A 19,763-nucleotide genomic window follows, 5' to 3' on the forward strand; every position below is an offset into this window, starting at 1 on the left:
GATATGAACTAAGTAATATAAATATAAATTAAATTTGGATTCACAAGGAGGAAGAGAAAAGAATGAAGACAGAAGGAAAATTGACGATACATACGCAGCAGCGGGGGGCGGAGTTAGGCGATCTATTCGGTATCTTTTTCGAGGATTTGAATCATGCGGCCGATGGTGGGCTTTACGCTGAGCTAGTTCAGAACCGATCTTTTGAATTCGACCCGATTGACCGGGCAGATTATCATGCGCTGATGGCTTGGGAGCCTGTAGAACGTGGAGATGGAAAGGTAAATATCTCTGTAGAAGACAGCAAGCCCTTAAATGATCGTAACCAACATTATGTTGCCATCGATATTGTGACTGAAGGTGACGGCGTAGGCCTGATGAATCTAGGCTTTAACAGTGGTATTCCGGTAAAAGAAGGCGAGAATTATAACTTCTCGGTGTATGCCCGCCGGGAGACAAGCTTTGATGTACCGCTTACCGTAAACATCGAAAGCACAGACGGCACCATTCTTGGTGAAGTGGAAATAGCCGTAAGCAGCTCTGAATGGACCCGATATGAAGCCGTTATTACAGCTAATAGCACTGACACAAGCAGTCGTCTTGTAATCGTTACCAAAGGTAACGGGAAGGTATATCTGGATATGGTTTCCCTGTTTCCTGAGAAGACCTTTAAGAATAGACCCGGAGGCATGCGTGAAGATATTTCGCTGCTGCTCGCTGATTTAAAACCTAAATTTATGCGGTTCCCAGGAGGATGTCTGGTGCATGACGGTTCCTTGGATCCAGATGACAGAGACTCCATGTACAGATGGAAGAATACGATTGGGGATGTTGCACAAAGACCGGCAAGACGCAATAACTGGTCATATAATCAGACGCTTGGGTTAGGTTATTATGAATATTTTCAGTTCTGTGAGGATATTGGAGCTAAGCCGATCCCCGTTCTTCCGGGCGGCTATGACCCGCATCATAAACGGATGGTACCGCTGGATGAATTAACGCCTTGGATTGAGGATGCTTTGGATTTAATTGAATTCGCCAAGGGGGATTCTTCCACGAAGTGGGGAGGCATTCGTGCAGAACTGGGGCACCCCGAGCCTTTTGGGCTGGAGTATGTCGGCATTGGGAATGAAGAGGTAGGTGCACCCTTTTTCGAGAGATATCCTTACTTTCATCAAGCCATCAAAGCAAAATATCCGGAAATCAAGGTCATTAATTCTAGCGGCCCGTTCTCTGCCGGTCAGGAATATGAACGGGGCTGGACGTCGGCAAAAGAAAACAAGTCGGACCTTGTAGACGAGCATTATTACTGTACACCTGAATGGTTCCTGGCTAATCATCATCGTTATGATGACTTCAAAGCGGATGAACCAAAGGTATTCCTCGGTGAATATGCTTCATGGGGCAATACCTATTACAATGCATTGGTGGAAGCAGCATTTATGACAGGTCTGCAAAATAATGCGCATGCCGTTGGCTTAGCTTGTTATGCTCCAATGCTCTGCAATGTGGATTATATCAACTGGAAGCCGGACCTGATCTGGTTCAATAATCATGAAGTGTACGGAACGGCAAACTATTATGTGCAAAAGTTATTCATGAACCATCAGGGAGATCATTTGCTGAAGATGGAAGCAGATGGCTTCACGACACCGAAGGAAAGCAGAAAGGAAGCGATCACTGGAGCCGTCAGTTTCGGTGTGGATGCTTCCGCTGCTCGTTTCTCCGAGATCACCTTAGTCAACAATCTTACGGGAGAAGTGAAGACGTATTCTGACTTATCAGAGGAGGTTTCAAATCTGCCTGACCCTGCTCAGAACAGAACGGCTAATCGGACACTAGAGCTTGGTGAGACAGAGTGGGAAAACTATACTTTGCATTTTAAGGCTACACGATCTGCAGGAAATAAAGGGTTTATCTTCTATTTTGGTAAAGCGGATGATCAGAATCATTTGTACTGGGAGCTGGGTGGCTGGCAGAATCAGGATTCGATTGTGGCCTCAATTATCAACGGAAGAAATTCTGTTCTGACGCATGCTATGTTTACGGTTGAAACAGATGTAGAATACGATCTTAAGTTAGAAGTAGTGGGCAGACAGATCCGTACTTTTATTAACGGAGAACTGGTGAATGAGACAGAAGATAAACTTCCGGTCATCGAACCGCTGTATTACACGGCAAGTGTGGAAGACTTAACGGGGGATATTATCCTCAAGACAGTAAACGTACAAGAGAATAGTGTTTCTGCTGAGGTTGCACTGGAATCTTTGGCAAAAGAAGCACTGACCATCGAAGTCTATGAAATGTCGGGATACCAGCTTGAGGACGAAAATAACTTCGAGAATAAGCAGCAGGTCTCTCCCAAACAAACCAGCTTTAAGACAGAAGGAAGCAGCTTTAGTTATGAGTTTCCGAAGCAATCCGTGACAATTTTCAGAATAAAATAACGAAGACGCCCCCATGAATCTATGGCTTATTAAAGATTCATGGGGGCATTTCTATGACTATTACAAGTTAACTTAGCCGTTCACCCGCAGACGAATCACATTCCAGGAAGCTTTTGCGAGAAGGGCTTTTACATGTCCACTCTCAACAACGGCTTTGCCTTGGCTAGGCATCACGTTATGAGGAATGGATTTGGTATTTACAGCTTTTATATCTTCATGTTCCAGTACAATATGTTCAATAATGTTTACGGAACTGAAGCTGCGCAGATCCACGTCGAGCTCTAGTCCTTCGGATAAATGGCGGTTTACAGCAAAGACGGTTACTTCATTCAGCTCTTCGTTGTATACACTAATGGCTTCCAAGTAAGGCACATCAGTGAAATCTTTGGAATCGTATTTAGGGCTGGAAATCAGTGGGTGAAGTACGGTTCCACGACCATAAAGGGAAGCATGCAGGTACGGATAATAAGTAGTCTGCAGCCAAAGCGGTCCGCCATTTTCAGTCATAATTGGGGCGATTACATTGATCAGCTGCGCTAAGCAGGCCATTTTCACACGATCAGCATGCTTCAATAATGAAATAAGACAGCAGCCCACAACAAGTGCATCTTCAAGTGTGTACACATCTTCGAATTCTGGCGGTGCGATCTGCCAATTTTGTTCGGCACGGCTGCTGCCTTGTGATTTCCATACATTCCATTCATCGAGCGACAGATTAATTTTCTTCTTGCTCTTTTTCTTCGCTTGAACATAATCACAGGTGGCAGCCACACTGCTGATGAAATGATCCAAATCCATAGAGCGGGCTAGGAAATTAGGTGTGTCGTCATTGTTGTTATTGTAGTACGTATGCAGTGATAAATAATCTACATTATCATAAGAAAGATCAAGCACAGTAGCTTCCCACTCGGCAAAAGTGTCCATGCTGCTGCCGGAGCTGCCACAAGCCACAAGCTCAAGCGTTGGATCGACCCAGCGCATAGCTTTTGCAGTTTCGTTCGCTAACCGGCCATATTCGACCGCGGTTTTAGCGCCAATCTGCCACGGACCATCCATTTCATTTCCGAGACACCAGGTCTTAAAAGCATGAGGCTCTTTATACCCATGAGAGATCCGCAGGTCACTGTAGTAGGAGCCGGAAGGATGATTGCAGTACTCTACTAGATTTCTAGCTGCATCGATGCCGCGTGTTCCAAGGTTAACTGCCATCATGACTTCGCTGCCTACGAGCTTAGCCCAATCTGCAAATTCGTTGGTACCCACTTGATTGGTTTCTGTGGTCCACCAAGCTAGTTCAAGAGATTGCTTGCGTTCATGCTTGGGTCCAACCCCATCTTCCCAATTGTAACCGGATACAAAGTTTCCTCCAGGATAACGGATGATAGGAACGTTTAAGGCACGAATAGCTTCGATGGCATCGTTCCGAAAACCATTCTGATCCGCAGTAGGGTGACCCGGGTCATAAATCCCACCGTATACTGCTCTTCCTAAATGTTCGATAAATGAGCCGTAGATCCGCGGGTCTACTTCAGCTAGTCTGAAATCTTTGTCAATAATCATTGTCGATTTAATTGGCATGAGTGTACAGCTCCCTCTAGTTGAATTAATGATTTCACTAATTAAGTAATTGTTTTATGATTACATGATACTGATTTTCGCTTATAATAAGCAATGAATTAATTTAGGATTCGTTAAAATGCTAATTCAATAAGCATAGGAGACGTTGGAATGTACTTAACCACAGATTCTGAATCCTTGCAGGTGTATGAAGCGCTGGCAAGTGAAGTTAGGCTGCGAATTATTGAACTTCTGGACCGCAGAGAGATGCACATCAAAGAGCTGGCAGCGGAGCTCTATCTTAGTAGTGCAATTGTTAGTACTCATGTAGCAAAGCTGCAAAAAGCAGGCCTGATCAGTTCTAAAATGAGACGAGTAAATGGAGGAACCTATAAATATTGTTCTTTGTCTGCGAATTACCTGCAGATTAAATTATCGGGCTCCCGTGGAGTTGCCAGAAAGGTGGTTGAGGTGTCTATCCCTGTAGGGCAATATACCGATATTCAGGCTTTACCTACCTGCGGGATTGCTACTACTGAGAAGCTGATCGGCTATTATGATGATCCGCGTTATTTTCTGGACCCGGAACGGGTGAATGCCGGCATAGTATGGTTTGCGAAAGGTTCTATCGAGTACAAGATTCCAAATTATCTATTTCAAGATCAAGTGGTGCAGGAGATTGAGATTTCGCTGGAAATAGGTTCCGAAGCTCCACATGTAAATGAGAAGTGGCCGTCGGATATTGGCTTTATGATGAATGGACAGGATTTAGGGAAATGGACTAGTCCGGGCGACTTTGGCCTTACTAGAGGACGATTAAATCCCATTTGGTGGCGTTCAGATGTTAACCAATATGGTTTGCTGAAGGTTCTGCGGATTAATGCAGGTGGAACCTTTGTGGATGGGCAGCAAATTTCAGATATTACCCTGAAAGATGTACGAGTAGAGCAGGATCAGTGGACCTTTCGTTTAACAGCAGAGAATAGCGGACGGAGAAGAGGCGGACTAACCATATATGGCCGTGGGTTTGGGAATTACGAGCAAGACATTATGTTTAGAGTGTATTACGAATGATTTCGAGTTTGCAGGTAAGGAGTTTTATAAGATTCTGTAGAAAATTTAAGCTTGTGTACCAATTATTACCTCTGATAAAATAAAAATAAAAAATATATTGTAATGAAAACGTTTTTATGTTAATTTAAATCTATAAAAACGTTTTTATTCGTAAAGGAAGATTGAATCATTATGGAAAAGGTAACGATCAAAGATGTTGCCAGAGAGGCTGGAGTCTCCATTTCTACGGTTTCCAACGCGTTAAATGACGTAGATGTATTGAACCCGGAGACGAAATCACATGTTCTTAAGGTTGCGAAGCGATTAAATTATGTTCCTAACCTGAACGGTAAGCTCCTTAGGAACGGGAAAACCAAAATGCTGGGTTTTTTCACAACAAGTGTGTCGGGTCCATACTTCTATAAGCTGGTTGAGTCCATGTCGCGTGAATGTGATCGGCTAGGTTACGGGCTGAATGTATTTGTTACCAAGGATAAACAAGTGATTATGAGCAATATTCTAGGCCGGCGAGTGGATGGTGTCATTATCTACGAAGAGCTGAGAATAGACGAAGAAGAAATTGCCGCAATGGTGAAAGACAAGATCAAGGCTGTATTTCTGGATCGGCCGCTTAAGAACGACACGATGGGAAGCGTGATATTTGATTCCTTTGAAGCGGGGTTTGAAGCGACCAAATATTTAATCAGTCTAGGGCATAAAAAGATTGCTTACATATCTGGTGTGGATGAGATGTACGACAGTGTTCAGCGGAGAGAAGGATACTTAGCTGCTTTGCGTCAGTATCAGCTACCCACGCATGAAGAGTATATTATACAAGGATATTTTGAAGAAGAAAGCACTTACAACGCTATAAAATCTTTTCTTCACTATAGTCCTGATAAAATACCTGATGCCTTCTTAGCAGGGAACGACTTGAGTGCAATTGGATGTATTCAAGCTTTGAAATCGCATGGATACGAAGTTCCGCTAGATGTTAGTGTTATGGGGTTTGATGATATTGATATTGCGCAATATTTCTCACCGCCTTTAACTACTGTAAGAAATCAAATTGCTAGACAAGGTATTTTGGCTATTAATCACCTCGTTCGTATGATTCAGAAGAAGGAACAGGGCGAGATGATGAAATTGGCGGGTGAATTAGTTGTAAGAGGTTCTAGTCAAGTAAAGATTGGTCGGTAAGAACACATATATGTAATGGGTTCAAGATTTCACCCGATCATTTTTTATAATTTTGTTGTTTTGGGAGGGTTTTTTTTTCAAAAAAATAAAAACGTTTTTATTGTTTGGGGATCATGATTTGGAGGGGAGAAGAAAAAGTGGATAAATTAGCCGTAGTGCCAACAAACGGAAAGAATCCAATGAGCGGGAAAAAGCCTATGGGGCAGAGGGTCAAAGAATTTGTAATTGATTACAAGAGACAATGGGAAATTCAATCCATGGTCATCCCGGGAATTATTTTTATGATTATCTTTTGTTTTATTCCGATTTACGGATTGACGATTGCTTTTAAAAGCTACACCGTAATTGATACGCTCGATTCTGCACCTTGGGTAGGGCTCGATAATTTCAGAATTATTTTATCTGATAAATATTTTTGGGACGCTGTAGTTAATACATTAGGGATCAGCTTTCTGAAATTAGCCATAGGGTTTGTTATTCCTATTATTTTATCCGTTATGATTTACGAATTAAGTGGTGGACGTTTTAAAAAGATAGTGCAAACCATCTCTTATTTACCACACTTTTTGTCCTGGATCGTTCTCGGCGGGATGCTGATTGCCTGGTTTTCCTCATCCGGTATGTTTAATGAGATTATGCTCAGTTTGGGACTGATTTCGAAACCGGTAAATATTTTGCTTGATGCGAATAAATACTGGTGGATTGCAACGTTATCCGATATTTGGAAAGAGGCTGGTTGGGGAACGATTCTCTACTTAGCCATTATGTCGAAAATTGATCCTACTTATTATGAGGCTGCCAAAATAGATGGCGCAAGCCGTATGAGACAAATTTGGAATATCACACTTCCTAACATGAAACCGATTATCAGTTTAAATCTGATTCTGACTGTAAGCGGTTTATTAGGATCAAATCTGGATCAAACCCTGGTATTGATGAATTCTCAGAACCGCGTTAAGGCGGAGGTCATTAATTCTTATGTGTATCGTATGGGTATGACGCAAGGTGACTTCTCTTATGCTACTGCTGTTGGTTTAGGTGTCTCCATCGTTTCAGTCATCCTACTGATTAGCGCCAACAAAGTATCCAGTAAATTAAATGATAATCAATCAGTTCTGTAGAAGGAGGCATTTCTGTGAATCGTACGGTGGCTAAAGAAGATCTCGATAGTCGAATCTTTAATACCTTAAATATTATTTTGCTCTGTATTTGTACAATCATTATTGTCGTTCCTTTATGGAATGTAGTCATATCCTCTTTAAGTTCGGGCAAGGCGCTTGCGGAAGGCGGATTCATATTTTGGTCTCCAGAGTTCTCTTTGGAAAATTATCGTGCTGTATTTCAAGATGAGACCATTGGTTTAGCATTCGTAGTATCGCTTGCCAAAACATTCATTGGTGTCATTACCCACGTATTCTTTTGTGCCATGATCGGTTATGGCTTGAGTAAGAAATACATACGTGGACGTAAGCTGTATGTTGCCATGGGTGTAATCACTATGTTTTTCTCTGGTGGAATGATCCCTACGTATTTATTGATTAAATCATTAGGCCTCTTAAACAGCTTCTGGGTTTATATTATCCCGGCCTTGTTCAGTTATTATGATGTAGTTATTCTAATGAACTTCTTCAGAAATGTACCGGATTCACTTGAAGAGTCAGCCAAAATTGATGGTGCAGGTGACTGGCGCATTTTCCTAAAAATCTTTATCCCTCTTTCCATGCCGGCTATGGCCACCATTGCGTTATTTAACGGGGTTGGGCAGTGGAACGACTTTATGACTACCAAGTTATATATTACCGATCAATCGCTCTACCCGCTGCAGATGAAGCTCTATGAAATCATTGTTCAGTCGCAAACACAATCCATGCAGAATGTTGGTGGATCTGCGATTATCGAAACTACGACTAAAGGGGTTCAACTAGCAACAATTGTCATTACAACTTTGCCGATTGTTGTGATGTATCCAATATTACAGAGGTACTTTATCTCAGGCATGATGATGGGGGCGGTGAAGGAATAGTAAGTAAATCTCCAAGTAGTGAATGCTTACAAAACATTTTAGGGGGAAACAAAAGATGAACAAAGCATTTGGGAAAAAAGGACTCAAACTTTGTACGGCACTTATGGCTGTTGTATTAGTATTTACAGGTTGTGGATCGAAAGGTAATTCTGACAGCTCCAGTAAAGAGTTAAGCTCCATTGAAGGCCGTTATACTATAGATCCGGAAACACCGGCATGGAAGCTGGATACAAAAAAAGAGACAACAGATCTGACTTGGTACGTGAATGCAGACTGGTGGAATACTGATTTCGGAAAAGACCTTGTCACCAAGAAAATTAAAGAGGATTTAAACATCAACATTAAATTCATTACAGGCGATGACACTAAGCTGAATACGATTTTTGCCGGCGGTGAAATGCCAGATCTGTTGACTATTTTTGATTCCAACTCTCCAGTCGTACAAAAAGCTGCTACCTGGGCATTGCCTTTAAATGATCTGGCAGATAAATATGATCCGTATTTCAATAAAGTTGCAGAAAAAGATACGATGAACTGGTTCCAGTTAGCAGATGGCAAGACCTATGGATACCCTAACTATTCCAATACGCAAAACGATTATGATAGCGGTAACATCCCTGCTAAAACAGCCTTTGTCATCCGCAAGGATGTTTACGAAGCCATTGGAAAACCAAGCTTTGGAACTCCTGAGGAATTCAAGAGCGTTATGCAACAAATCAAAAAACAATTCCCGGACATGATTCCTTTTGGTTTTAACTCCATTGGTTCAGGCACTGGTTCTTTGGGAGATGTATTGGAGGATTTCATCGGAGTGCCGATGGAAACTGAAAATGGCGAATTCTACAACCGTAACCTGGATGAGGATTACTTGACTTGGTTGAAAACGTTAAATGAAGTCTACAGAAATGGTGATATCAGTGATGACAGCTTTGCTGATGACGGTACTGCCTTTGAAGAAAAAGTGAAATCCGGTAAATATGCAACAATACTTTTGGATGGAACCCCTCAACAAAGTGGTAACCTGCAAATCTTCATGACAGAAAATCCAGGCAAGGAATATATCGCTATTGATGGCCCACAAAGTACTGTTGGACATGAACCAACGTTGAATCAATCCGGAATTACAGGTTGGATGATTAGCTATGTTACTAAAAAGGCTAAGGATCCTGCAAAAGCGATTCAAATTTACACTTATTTGCTCAGCGACGAAGGACAAAAGCTCATGAACTACGGTATTGAAGGAGAAACCTATAAAGTTAACGACAGCGGTAAAATTGAATTCTTGCCTGAAATCAAAGACCTGCAATTAAATAATGCCGATAAATTCAAAAAAGATTACCGGATGGGCGAATTTATGTTCTTTGGACATGACCGTGATAAAGCGCTGAGTAATGACGCATTCGCAGATTCCATTAAACAAATGCAAGAGTGGGGCAAAGGAAAGCTAAAACCACACTTTATTCTTGAAAACATTAACCCGGCTCAAGGAACGCCTGAAGCTCGCAGTCTTACTGCAATTGATACTACTTGGAACACTACGCTTGTAAGTATGATCCGCGCTAAAGACGATGCTACATTCGACAGCACCTTAGCTGCTTACAAAACATTTTTAAATGATAACAACTGGGATAAGATTGTAGAAGTTCGTTCTGAAAAAATGAAAAACAACAAAGAAAAATTAGGCCTTAAATAAGTTAGAAAATAGAATGTGGCCCCTTCACTGGGGCCTCTTCATAGAAAGATGGAGGGAAACAACATGCCAGAGCTTAAAATTTATCAATCCACCGGGGAGAATACATTGTTTGTAGAGCAAAGTCTGCAACAATTAACTCCAATTGCTGACGCAGAGGCGACCACTACTGTAACTATTGACGAGAATCAAACCTTTCAGGAAATGGATGGCTTTGGAGCATCCTTTACGGATTCATCCGCTTATTTGATTAATCAAGTCCTGGACAACGAACAGAAAAAGGAAGTCATGAGCAAGCTTTTTGACGCACAAGATGGAATTGGTTTGTCCGTATTAAGAAATCCAATGGGGGCATCGGATTATGCTAGAGATATTTATAGCTATGATGATAGACCTGCACAGGAAACGGATACGGAATTAACCCACTTCTCTATCGCACATGATGAAGCAGACATTATCCCTTTGTTGCAACAAGCTCTGGAAATTAACCCTGAGATCAAACTGATGGCTTCTCCATGGAGTGCACCAGGTTGGATGAAGACTAGCGGATCGATGATTGCTGGAGAACTTAAACAAGAATATTATCAGGCTTATGCCGATTATTTTGTTCGATATATTCAAGCTTTTGAAGGGCACGGATTGCCAACTTATGCTGTAACACCACAGAACGAGCCTTTATTTGAACCCAAACACTACCCTAGTATGTTAATGTTGCCTGAGGCGCAAAAAGATTTCATTAAAAACTACCTGAAGCCAAGCTTTGTTAAGCATAACATCGCTACAAAAATTCTCTGCTACGACCACAACTGGGATCGTCCAGATTATCCGTTAACCGTGCTCGATTATGCAAAAGATGAAGTAGATGGTGTAGCTTGGCACTGGTATGGTGGCAATGCGTCAGCGCAATCAGAGGTTCTGAAAGCTTTTGCTGATAAAGAAGTGCATTTTACAGAAGGTTCTGGTGGAGAATGGATTCCTCCGTTTGAACAAGCCTTCTCCAATGTAATGAGAACAGGGATTGATATTCTTAGAAATCATAGTAAATCCTTTGTGTTATGGAATATGGCCTTAGATGAAAAGAACGGCCCAACCGTACCGGGTTTTGGCAAAAGTACTTGTCGTGGTGTTGTGACAGTCAACCAAGAGACCAAGGAGCTTACGTATACGCTCGACTATTATGCGCTTGCCCATTTCAGTAAAATTATTCGTCCGAAGGCTGTGCGTATTGACGCCTCCACCGATCAAGAAGTGATTCGTTCCGTAGCTTTTAAGAATACAGATAACTCTATTGCAGTTGTTCTGTTTAACGATAGTGAAAAGGCTGAGAATGTGGCTTTGAACTTGCCGGGAGCGGATGAATTATCTTTCCGTTTGGCGTCAAAAAGTGCTTTATCCATTTTGATAAAATAATTAGAGGACGTAGCTCAGAAGCACTCGAATCTTGATTTGGGTGCTTTTTTTATGAAAATAATCGTATAAAAAATCTATGTTCGGTAAGCATAGTTTTGAATTTACGGATTTTCAATAATAGTAAATAAAAATGGCAGTCCAAAGCTGAAGTTCAGCGTCTGGACTGCCATTTATTTTTTTGTGTAATTGGATTGCGAGTTCTAACGTTCTAAACGGTAACCACCGTGAAATACAGGACCCACATATTCATTAAACGCAAATCCATTACGAATGGCTGCGGAGACAAAATCTTTAGCTTTTGCAACAGCTTCATGAACCGTTAAGCCATTAGCTAGACCGCCTGTAATTGCTGCGGCAAAAGTACATCCAGCTCCATGATTGTGAGCGGGTTCGATTTTGGCTGTTTGGAATACAGTGTACTCAGAACCGTCGAAGAAGATATCAATCGCTTGATCGCCGCCGAGTGCTTTGCCGCCTTTAACCACGACATTACGTGCACCGAGCTTATGAATCAGACGGGCAGCTTCTTTCATTTCCTCAAGGGTAGTAAGTTTGCCAAGACCTGAAAGAACACCTGCTTCAAACAAGTTTGGGGTGACCACAGTTGCTAGTGGTAGCAATAAGTCACGAATAGCCTCAGCGCTGTCAGGGTTCAAGACTTCATCTTCACCCTTGCACACCATAACTGGATCAATAACTACATTAGTCTGAAGATTTTCTTTGATCGCTTGCTCTGCAACGCGCACAATTTCAACACTTCCAAGCATACCTGTCTTCATGGCATTAACCGGGCCACCAGCGAAAATAGTTTTTAACTGCTCAGCAACAATGGAGGCATCAATTGGATAAACATTATGGTGCCAGCCGTTGTCCGGGTCCATAGTAACGATAGTGGTCAAGGCACTAAAGCCGTAGGTACCATACTCTTCAAATGTTTTTAGATCCGCTTGGATGCCTGCGCCACCACTGGAGTCGCTGCCTGCAATAGTTAGAGTTTTAATAATTTGAGTCATGGTTACGTCCCCTTTATATATGTCTGAATTCATAAACAACGCATTGCATTGATTATAACAAAAAATAGCACCTACGTCTTTCTAAAAGCAAGAGCAAGGTTGAAAATACCTTCCTCTAAAAATTCCCACCCTTAGTCCAGCTTCTCTGCGTTTGGGTCAGCAATGAAGAGCGGTCCATGATTATCTGTAAAGAACTTCATGAGGGTCTCCACTACTTCCTGCTGTGGGGATGTTTGAGCTTGATGTATTCCGATACTGCGGAATAAATAACCCCATTCTCCCTTATCGTAATAGGCAGCACCCTCATCCTGATAACCATTCGCGTCTGCTTGAAGCGTATATCTGACCGTCCTTGCTTCAGCCCCAGCAGTACCTAAAATATGCTGTTCGCTAAACTTAAGCGGATTATTAATGGTAAATCCCAGCGCGTCAGCCCATTCGGCTTTTTCCGGGAAATAAGCTCCGATTGCAGTGATGGCACAGCCTATACAAGTCCAAGCCGTATCTGAATAGTTCATGTTTTGTTCCGGATGGTTCGGATCCTGAAAGGTAACTCCATAAGAACCGTTAGCGCCGACAACCGCAGTAGCCTGCCATCCGGCAGGAGCGAGTAGAAGATAACCTCCACCGATATCAGGACGGTAGACCAGCGTTGCTTCTACTTGGTTTTTCATGTCTTGAGATAAAGCAAAGGTCATTTCAGGTATGGGGGGGATTTCTGTATTTACATATTCGTCACCACTATCAATATTTAGCTGCGCGAGCGTAGTGTGCAGTGGAATGATGACCTGCCCATTATCGGGATCACTGCTAGGAAATTCGAGCATTTCTTGAGTGGAGCTGGGTTTGTTATCTGCTTCATTATTAGTTTGTGCGTTGGTGGATGTGGGTGGTGTGGTAGGTGTACCCCAGTCGAGCCCTTTATATCCAATCAGCAGCACTAGTACAATTACGACGCACAATATTGAAGTTAAGATCCAGCCGTTTCTAACTCCTCTTCGTTTGGATTTCATATATGTTGTACCTCCTTTGATCTTACTTATATAGACCTAAGAATGGAGTGGAAAGTTTCTTAAATAACCTTTATATTTCTGAAGTTCTTCATGATCGGGCGGGATAGAGAGGGAGTCCGTTTCTTAAACCCTGCATATCAATATAGAAAGAATTTCAAACAAAGCGTGTAGGAGGGCGAGTATGGTTACGATTAGTTTATGTATGATAGTGCGAAATGAAGAAAAAAGCTTGCACCGATGTTTGTCTACCATTGCAAGTCTCGTAGATGAAATTGTTATCGTGGATACAGGCTCGACGGATAAAACAAAAGAGATTGCGTTGTCCTTCGGAGCTGTAATTTATGATTTTGAATGGATTGATAATTTTAGTGCCGCACGTAATTTTGCCTTTAGCAAAGCTACTCAGGAGTACATTTTGTGGCTTGATGCGGATGATTATATAAAGGAAGAGGATCAGATTCTTTTTAAAAAACTAAAAGAAATCCTGCCAGGACATATTCACAGTGTGAACATGCAATATAATCTGGCTTTTGACGAAGCGGGAAATGTCACAGCTAGTTTACGCCGCAACAGGCTGGTTCGGCGCAGCTGCAACTTTCAATGGATCGGGCCTGTTCATGAGTATTTAGAGGTAAGTGGTCCTTCTTTTAGTAGTGATGTCTGCATCACACATGAGAAAGATAAGGAATACACAGATCGTAATTTACGGATTTATCAAAAACGAGTTGCACAGGGTGAAGTATTTTCGCCGAGAGACCAGTATTATTATGCGAATGAATTAAGGGATCATGCTATTAATGAAGAGGCTTGCAAATACTATGAGATTTTCTTAGCGGGTGGGCAGGGCTGGATTGAAGATAATTTCCAGGCTTGCCTAAAGCTTGCCGAATGCCGGGAACGGCTGGGGGATAAAGACGGTGCATTTGAAGCGTTATGTAAAACCTTGCAGTATGATAAACCACGTTCAGAGTTCTGTTGCCGACTGGGGGCACTTCTGCTGGAAAAAGGCCAGTTGCATCCAGCCGCATACTGGTATGAGCTAGCGATTCAGCTACCGCGGGATAACGATTCGATGGGGATGAAGAATGGAATCTTTTATACCTGGCTGCCGCATCTTCAATTGGCACTTTGTTATGATCGTCTCGGCCAACACGAGAAGGCAAATCATCACAATGAAACGGCGTTGAGTTTTTATCCATCCCATCCTAGTATGTTATACAATCGCACCTATTTTAAAAATCTGCTTGGCGATAAATATGTAGCGCTTCAGGCTTAATTTAGTAAAAGAGATGCCCCAGCCGTTCTGATTATGACTGCTGGGGCATTTATGTTTTTTTTGGAGCTTGCAAGATTACTGGCAGTGGGGAACCTTCCCGTGATCCCCGGCAAGCTTCGCGGATTAGCTCCAGATTTCCGCGTAGGAAGCAGCTATCGGACCCAGCTGACCTTAAACGTTGCTTTATGCCACATTTGGAATTCTAACGGACCGCATAGTCGCTATTGACCAGAAACACACTCGATTTGGAGCAATATCTCATGAATAGCTGCACTGGAGTCCGAAACTGTGCTCAAAAGGCGATAAATGGGCAAATAGCGTCATCTGGGTCCGGAAGCACCTGAGGCGAGAGTGGGGCGGGTGGTTACTGGCGGAGTTGCGCTGTCCCCTTGATCTCCGGCAATCTTCGCTGATTGGCTCCAGATTTCCGCGTACGAAGTAGCTATCGGACTCAGCCGACCTTAAACGCTGCTATATGGCACATTTGGAATTCTAACGGACCGCATAGTCGCTATTGGCATGAAACACACTCGATTTGGAGCAATATCTCAGGAATAGTTGCACTGGAGTCCGAAACTGTGCTCAAAAGGCGATAAATGAGCAAATAGCGTCATCTGGGTCCGGAAGCAGGGGCGAGAGTGGGCGGATAGTTACTGGTGGTCTTGGATTTTCTATGATCCCCGGCAAGCTACGCTAATTAGCTCCAGATTTCCGCGTAGGAAGTAGCTATCGGACCCAGCTGACCTTAAACGTTGCTTTATGGCACATTTGGAATTCTAACGGACCGCATAGTCGCTATTGACCATAAACACACTCGATTTGGAGCAATATCTCATGAATAACTGCACTGGAGTCCGAAACTGTGCTCAAAAGGCGATAAATGGGCAAATAGCGTCATCTGGGTCCGGAAGCACCTGAGGCGAGAGTGGGGCGGGTGGTTACTGGTTGTAAGAGTAAGCTCGGCGTAAATGACTCCGGTAGTGTAGGAGAAAAGGCGTGGCGGATGATTACCGGGTGTAAGAGTAAGGTATGAGGTGTAAGATTCCCGGTAGCGTAGGAGTAAAGGTGCGGTGGATGATTACTGTGTGCAAGAGTGAAGCGGATAGTTACTGGCGGAGTTGCGCTGTCCCCTTGATCCCCGGCAAGCTACGCTAATTAGCTCCAGATTTCCGCGTAGGAAGTAGCTATCGGACCCAGCTGACCTTAAACGTTGCTTTATGGCACATTTGGAATTCTAACGGACCGCATAGTCGCTATTGACCATAAACACACTCGATTTGGAGCAATATCTCATGAATAACTGCACTGGAGTCCGAAACTGTGCTCAAAAGGCGATAAATGGGCAAATAGCGTCATCTGGGTCCGGAAGCATCAGAGGAGCGAGGGTGGGGCGGGTGCTTACTGGATATAAGAGTAATGTTCGGCGTAAATGACGCCCGGCAGCGTAGGAGTAAAGGTAGACAGTAATTAATATTCAGAAGATATCCCAAAGAGGGTAACCAAGCATCCATGAACTAGATGCTTGGTTACCCTCTTTTAGTAAGCTGGATTGTATTGTTGTTCCTTCTTATAATCGTTTGGAGGGAGACCTACCTCTTGTTTGAAAAGCTTGGAGAAATAGGAGTAGTTGCTATAGCCGACTTTGTTCGCGACGGTATATACAGACATATTTGTGGTTTCTAATAGATGTTTCGCAGCAGCGATTCGGACGTGGATGACGTAACTGCCTAATGAAACCCCAGTTTCTCGTTTGAATATCCTCGCCAGGTAATCAGGATTGAGATAAACAATTTCAGCCAAATCATTTCGGGTCAGGTCATCGCCGTAATGTGAATGAATGTATTGTTTGATTTCTTCTGCGACGGACTTAGGCTGGGCAGCAAAGTCACGATATTTCATGGCTGTAGTGACAAGGTATTTAAGATATTCTTCCATATCCTCGATTGAATCCAAAGAGTGCATAGATAATTTATCATTAGTTTTGCCAGAGTATAATTTGTGCGATCGTATCCCTTTCAGGTTGAGAAATGAATAGACTAGCTGAACTACATCTAAACGGAACAAGCTAAGGACAGAGGTCTCAAGTGTTCTATTGTTAAGCATGACCTTTAAATATTGTGTAACTTTTTCAAGAAAAGCAGTGAATTTATTCTGGTTCAGCAGCTCTTCCAAATAGGCAAGATCCGGTGGTGCATAGCCCGGTTTATCTTGCTGCAGATAAGCCTCCACCAAAAAGGTCTGATTTCTGCATCTCGTAATTTCTTCATCCATAGTCAGGGATTGTTTTAGAACATTCCCTACATTACTCAGTTTATCGTATAAGCCAATATTGCAGCAGACATCACATTTTAAATAAGGATTCGCCTTTTGAATAAAAGAAGAACATAATGCTTCAAGCAGTTGCGTGTCTGGTGCCTGGTTCCATTTTAAAATGGCGATCCAGTTATAATCTTTATATTCCAGAATGCTTTCGATGGTAAAACAAGGGCGTTGAAACAATTCGTACAATACATTTAGCAGGGCAAAATCAAACAGATCCTTTTCTTCTTTTCCCATGCTGCCATTGTAAGGGAATAAGTTAAATATCAAAGGCTGTAGAGTATCGCTCATTTGATAGGAGAGGTTTTGTTCTTCAATGGCATGTGTGATGTCTGCCAACTTAATCGGAAATGATGTACTGCCACTGACCAGCTTCCGCCAAAAATGCTCAAGAATCTTCGCCTGATTTTTTTGCCAAAAGTAACCGCCCTGAATGGCTTTTTCGTTTTTTTGCTGCTCTTTTGCTTGGGTGACCGCCTTTTGGATGATCAACATCAGCTTGTCAAATTCAATGGGCTTGAGGAAATATTCAAAGCTCTGCAATTCGATTGCTTTCTGCGCATAGTTGAAATCTGCATAATTGGTAAGAAGAATAGTCTGAATACTATAATTTCCCTCGCGAATCCATGCTAGTAATTCAAGTCCGCTGCCCTGCGGCATTTCAATATCTGAAATCAGAATTTGAACAGAATGCTTTTCTATTATTTCACGTGCTTGAGCGACATTATTAGCCGTATAAACAGTATCAATGTGGAGTGATTCCCAATCTATTTTCTTTTGCAATGCGGCAATAACATAAAAGTCATCATCAACAAGCAGTACATTCATAGTTTGCTCTCCATTCATTTAGATTTATTAGGAAGCTTCGGAAGATATAAGATTACACTAGCACCGCCGCCCTCCAAATTGGAGAAGGTGACGGTTGCTCTTTTTAAATATAGGTACTCTAGTCTTTTAAGCGTATTCATAATGCCGATTTGCGTACCTTTACTTTGATCCAAGGGCTCTCCAAGATTAAGTTTCTCTAACACCTGAGGTGGAAAACCGGGACCGGTGTCGGTGAGCTGGATAACGAGCATTTCTTCTTCCTGTTCCATCTGTAATCGTTGTACTGTAAGTCTGATCTCGGCTTCATGTTCGCGTGAAATCGCATATTTAATTGAATTTTCGATAAAGGTTTGCAGCACTAACGGTGGAATTTCCACACTGCCTGCCTGATCCTCTTGTTCGATGTAATAAATAAATGCGTCCTGATAACGTTGCTTTTGAATCTCCAAGTAGGTTCGGACATGCTCGATTTCATCCTCCAACCGGACAAAATTCTCGCCATTCTGAAAAATGTAACGGAAATATTTAGAGGTAGACAACGTCATATTTTCAATTTCTTTATACATATGAATTTGCGCCATGCTATAGATGCTAGTCAGACAGTTTAAGAAAAAGTGTGGTTTAATCTGTAGCTTCATATAGTCCAGCTGTATTCTTTGTTTCTCCAGTTCCTGCTCGTACATAGCGATTTTAAAGGTTTTGATTTGTTCAACCAAGCCTTTAAACTGAGTGTTTGCTTGTTCCAGCTCTATAATCTCACTGCTTTTGAAATCTGCGGGTTGCCCAGACTCATTAATGAAAGCAAGGTTATCGGAGAAGCTTTGAATCGGACCTAACACTCTTTTTTTGAAAAAGAGCAGAACAATGCATAACGTGGAGGTCACAATGAAGAACAATAACATAATAAGCAGCTGGGCAATCATGATTTTTTCGAATATGCCATATTTAATGACCATTTTGGTGCTGAAGGTGGTGTCTGAGAATGCGCTGTTGATGGTTGTACGCGATTGCAAAAGATTAGCGAATCCCCCATTTTCCGTTATTAACGTTCCGCTATTGGAGATCGGACTGGTTAAAGGTTGTTCATTCTCATCTACTAGAGAAACATAACCATTGGCGCCAAGATTAATTTGGCGTAGCGGCCGGATCAGATTATCTGCGGAGATCAGTCCAATTAAATAGCGATTGTAATAGGGCACGATATTAATTACATAATAATGGTTGTTCACAAGAATAGGCGTCCATTTGGAATAAAACTTCTCATACATCTCCTTATCATCAATATAAGAAATAATCTTCTTTTTCAGCTCCCTGTAATCCGTATAGCTTACGCTGATCGGTGCACAATTCAAAAAATAGGTCTCATTTTTCAAGTAGTAGAAGAAGTTATACTCATGCCCGTAGTTTTTTTGCAGCTCGGTAAAGCGTTTGAACAGATTATCATTTGCTTTTAAGAACTCGATACTGTTGACCCCGTAAGTATTCATCGTTAGTAAGCTCTCATCGTTCCCAAGCGTCCAGCCCATATAGTGATTAATGTAGGCAAAATCATGATTAATACGATTGATGTAAAGCGCCGCAGTATCCTGCAAATTTCGAGTGGACTGCTGCTTAACGATGGAAATGGAAGCGATGCTGATTCCTAAATCCAGAATAAGGACTGTGAATGAAACCAACATCATGACTTTTATATAATGGCGAATGGGGTAGGTTTTATGTTTCGCTGTTTTTTTGATCATAAAGTCATTATAAAACCTCTGCGTGAAAAAAACATAAGAACTCGCTAGTGATTTCCCTCAAAGTCCGGATAGCACATACAGAAGTCGGGATACTGTTATTAAATCTCCCCAAGTAGAGCATTTAGCTTTTGTGTTTTTTGTAAGCGAATTCAAAGGTCTGGATAACCGTCTTAATGTGTCCGGAATACGAAAAAATAA

General features: G+C 42.2%; 13 protein-coding genes. 8 read left to right on the forward strand and 5 right to left on the reverse strand.

Translation table 11 applies throughout. The features are described from left to right. Nucleotides 1-62: 62 nt before the first annotated feature. Nucleotides 63-2,444, forward strand: coding sequence for an alpha-L-arabinofuranosidase C-terminal domain-containing protein (locus tag NSQ55_RS10980; protein ID WP_339173250.1), 2,382 nt, complete (start codon nucleotides 63-65; stop codon nucleotides 2,442-2,444). Nucleotides 2,445-2,516: 72 nt separating this feature from the next. Here NSQ55_RS10980 and NSQ55_RS10985 read toward each other — a convergent pair whose 3' ends face one another. Next, the gene (locus NSQ55_RS10985; protein ID WP_339173253.1) at nucleotides 2,517-4,022 is read right to left on the reverse strand and encodes an alpha-N-arabinofuranosidase; all 1,506 of its coding nucleotides are present in this window, start codon (nucleotides 4,020-4,022) and stop codon (nucleotides 2,517-2,519) included. A 150-nt stretch (nucleotides 4,023-4,172) separates the two neighbouring features. On the opposite strand from NSQ55_RS10985, the gene NSQ55_RS10990 reads away from it, so the two are divergent. From NSQ55_RS10990 to NSQ55_RS11015, 6 genes are all read left to right on the forward strand, one after another. After that, complete coding sequence (locus tag NSQ55_RS10990; protein ID WP_248547998.1) at nucleotides 4,173-5,075, forward strand: ArsR family transcriptional regulator; 903 nt, start codon at nucleotides 4,173-4,175, stop codon at nucleotides 5,073-5,075. 171 nt (nucleotides 5,076-5,246) lie between these two features. Then, the gene (locus tag NSQ55_RS10995; protein ID WP_036689737.1) at nucleotides 5,247-6,254 is read left to right on the forward strand and encodes a LacI family DNA-binding transcriptional regulator; all 1,008 of its coding nucleotides are present in this window, start codon (nucleotides 5,247-5,249) and stop codon (nucleotides 6,252-6,254) included. Nucleotides 6,255-6,433: 179 nt separating this feature from the next. Then, nucleotides 6,434-7,375, forward strand: coding sequence for an ABC transporter permease subunit (locus NSQ55_RS11000; RefSeq protein ID WP_036689816.1), 942 nt, complete (start codon nucleotides 6,434-6,436; stop codon nucleotides 7,373-7,375). Between the two features lie 14 nt (nucleotides 7,376-7,389). Continuing rightward, nucleotides 7,390-8,277, forward strand: coding sequence for a carbohydrate ABC transporter permease (locus tag NSQ55_RS11005; RefSeq protein WP_036689738.1), 888 nt, complete (start codon nucleotides 7,390-7,392; stop codon nucleotides 8,275-8,277). Between the two features lie 55 nt (nucleotides 8,278-8,332). Then, nucleotides 8,333-9,970: a sugar ABC transporter substrate-binding protein gene (locus NSQ55_RS11010; RefSeq protein ID WP_038569996.1), complete on the forward strand. Its 1,638-nt coding sequence runs from the start codon at nucleotides 8,333-8,335 to the stop codon at nucleotides 9,968-9,970. 63 nt (nucleotides 9,971-10,033) lie between these two features. Beyond that, on the forward strand, nucleotides 10,034-11,377 hold the full coding sequence (locus NSQ55_RS11015; protein ID WP_076193812.1) for a glycoside hydrolase family 30 beta sandwich domain-containing protein: 1,344 nt from the start codon (nucleotides 10,034-10,036) through the stop codon (nucleotides 11,375-11,377). 200 nt (nucleotides 11,378-11,577) lie between these two features. On the opposite strand, the gene thiD is transcribed toward NSQ55_RS11015, so the two are convergent. After that, nucleotides 11,578-12,390: a bifunctional hydroxymethylpyrimidine kinase/phosphomethylpyrimidine kinase gene (gene thiD, locus NSQ55_RS11020; protein WP_038570000.1), complete on the reverse strand. Its 813-nt coding sequence runs from the start codon at nucleotides 12,388-12,390 to the stop codon at nucleotides 11,578-11,580. A 131-nt stretch (nucleotides 12,391-12,521) separates the two neighbouring features. After that, the gene (locus NSQ55_RS11025; protein ID WP_076303047.1) at nucleotides 12,522-13,403 is read right to left on the reverse strand and encodes a DUF4850 domain-containing protein; all 882 of its coding nucleotides are present in this window, start codon (nucleotides 13,401-13,403) and stop codon (nucleotides 12,522-12,524) included. 181 nt (nucleotides 13,404-13,584) lie between these two features. On the opposite strand from NSQ55_RS11025, the gene NSQ55_RS11030 reads away from it, so the two are divergent. After that, on the forward strand, nucleotides 13,585-14,679 hold the full coding sequence (locus tag NSQ55_RS11030) for a glycosyltransferase family 2 protein (RefSeq protein ID WP_076193817.1): 1,095 nt from the start codon (nucleotides 13,585-13,587) through the stop codon (nucleotides 14,677-14,679). 1,536 nt (nucleotides 14,680-16,215) lie between these two features. On the opposite strand, the gene NSQ55_RS11035 is transcribed toward NSQ55_RS11030, so the two are convergent. After that, a complete protein-coding gene (locus NSQ55_RS11035; protein WP_339173263.1) occupies nucleotides 16,216-17,826 on the reverse strand; it encodes a helix-turn-helix domain-containing protein in 1,611 nt (536 codons plus the stop codon). Between the two features lie 14 nt (nucleotides 17,827-17,840). Next, nucleotides 17,841-19,565: a histidine kinase gene (locus tag NSQ55_RS11040; RefSeq protein ID WP_339173267.1), complete on the reverse strand. Its 1,725-nt coding sequence runs from the start codon at nucleotides 19,563-19,565 to the stop codon at nucleotides 17,841-17,843. Nucleotides 19,566-19,763: the final 198 nt, after the last annotated feature.

The organism is Paenibacillus sp. FSL H7-0943 (assembly GCF_037963265.1).
Taxonomy (GTDB): Bacteria; Bacillota; Bacilli; order Paenibacillales; family Paenibacillaceae; genus Paenibacillus_AQ; species Paenibacillus_AQ odorifer.

Coding starts and splice junctions, on each gene's coding strand:
- NSQ55_RS11000 (WP_036689816.1), top strand. CDS start 6,434: ATGAGCGGGAAAAAGCCTATGGGGCAGAGGGTCAAAGAATTTGTAATT.
- NSQ55_RS10985 (WP_339173253.1), bottom strand. CDS start 4,022: ATGCCAATTAAATCGACAATGATTATTGACAAAGATTTCAGACTAGCT.
- NSQ55_RS10990 (WP_248547998.1), top strand. CDS start 4,173: ATGTACTTAACCACAGATTCTGAATCCTTGCAGGTGTATGAAGCGCTG.
- NSQ55_RS11035 (WP_339173263.1), bottom strand. CDS start 17,826: ATGAATGTACTGCTTGTTGATGATGACTTTTATGTTATTGCCGCATTG.
- NSQ55_RS10980 (WP_339173250.1), top strand. CDS start 63: ATGAAGACAGAAGGAAAATTGACGATACATACGCAGCAGCGGGGGGCG.
- NSQ55_RS11040 (WP_339173267.1), bottom strand. CDS start 19,565: ATGATCAAAAAAACAGCGAAACATAAAACCTACCCCATTCGCCATTAT.
- thiD (WP_038570000.1), bottom strand. CDS start 12,390: ATGACTCAAATTATTAAAACTCTAACTATTGCAGGCAGCGACTCCAGT.
- NSQ55_RS10995 (WP_036689737.1), top strand. CDS start 5,247: ATGGAAAAGGTAACGATCAAAGATGTTGCCAGAGAGGCTGGAGTCTCC.
- NSQ55_RS11025 (WP_076303047.1), bottom strand. CDS start 13,403: ATGAAATCCAAACGAAGAGGAGTTAGAAACGGCTGGATCTTAACTTCA.
- NSQ55_RS11010 (WP_038569996.1), top strand. CDS start 8,333: ATGAACAAAGCATTTGGGAAAAAAGGACTCAAACTTTGTACGGCACTT.
- NSQ55_RS11030 (WP_076193817.1), top strand. CDS start 13,585: ATGGTTACGATTAGTTTATGTATGATAGTGCGAAATGAAGAAAAAAGC.
- NSQ55_RS11015 (WP_076193812.1), top strand. CDS start 10,034: ATGCCAGAGCTTAAAATTTATCAATCCACCGGGGAGAATACATTGTTT.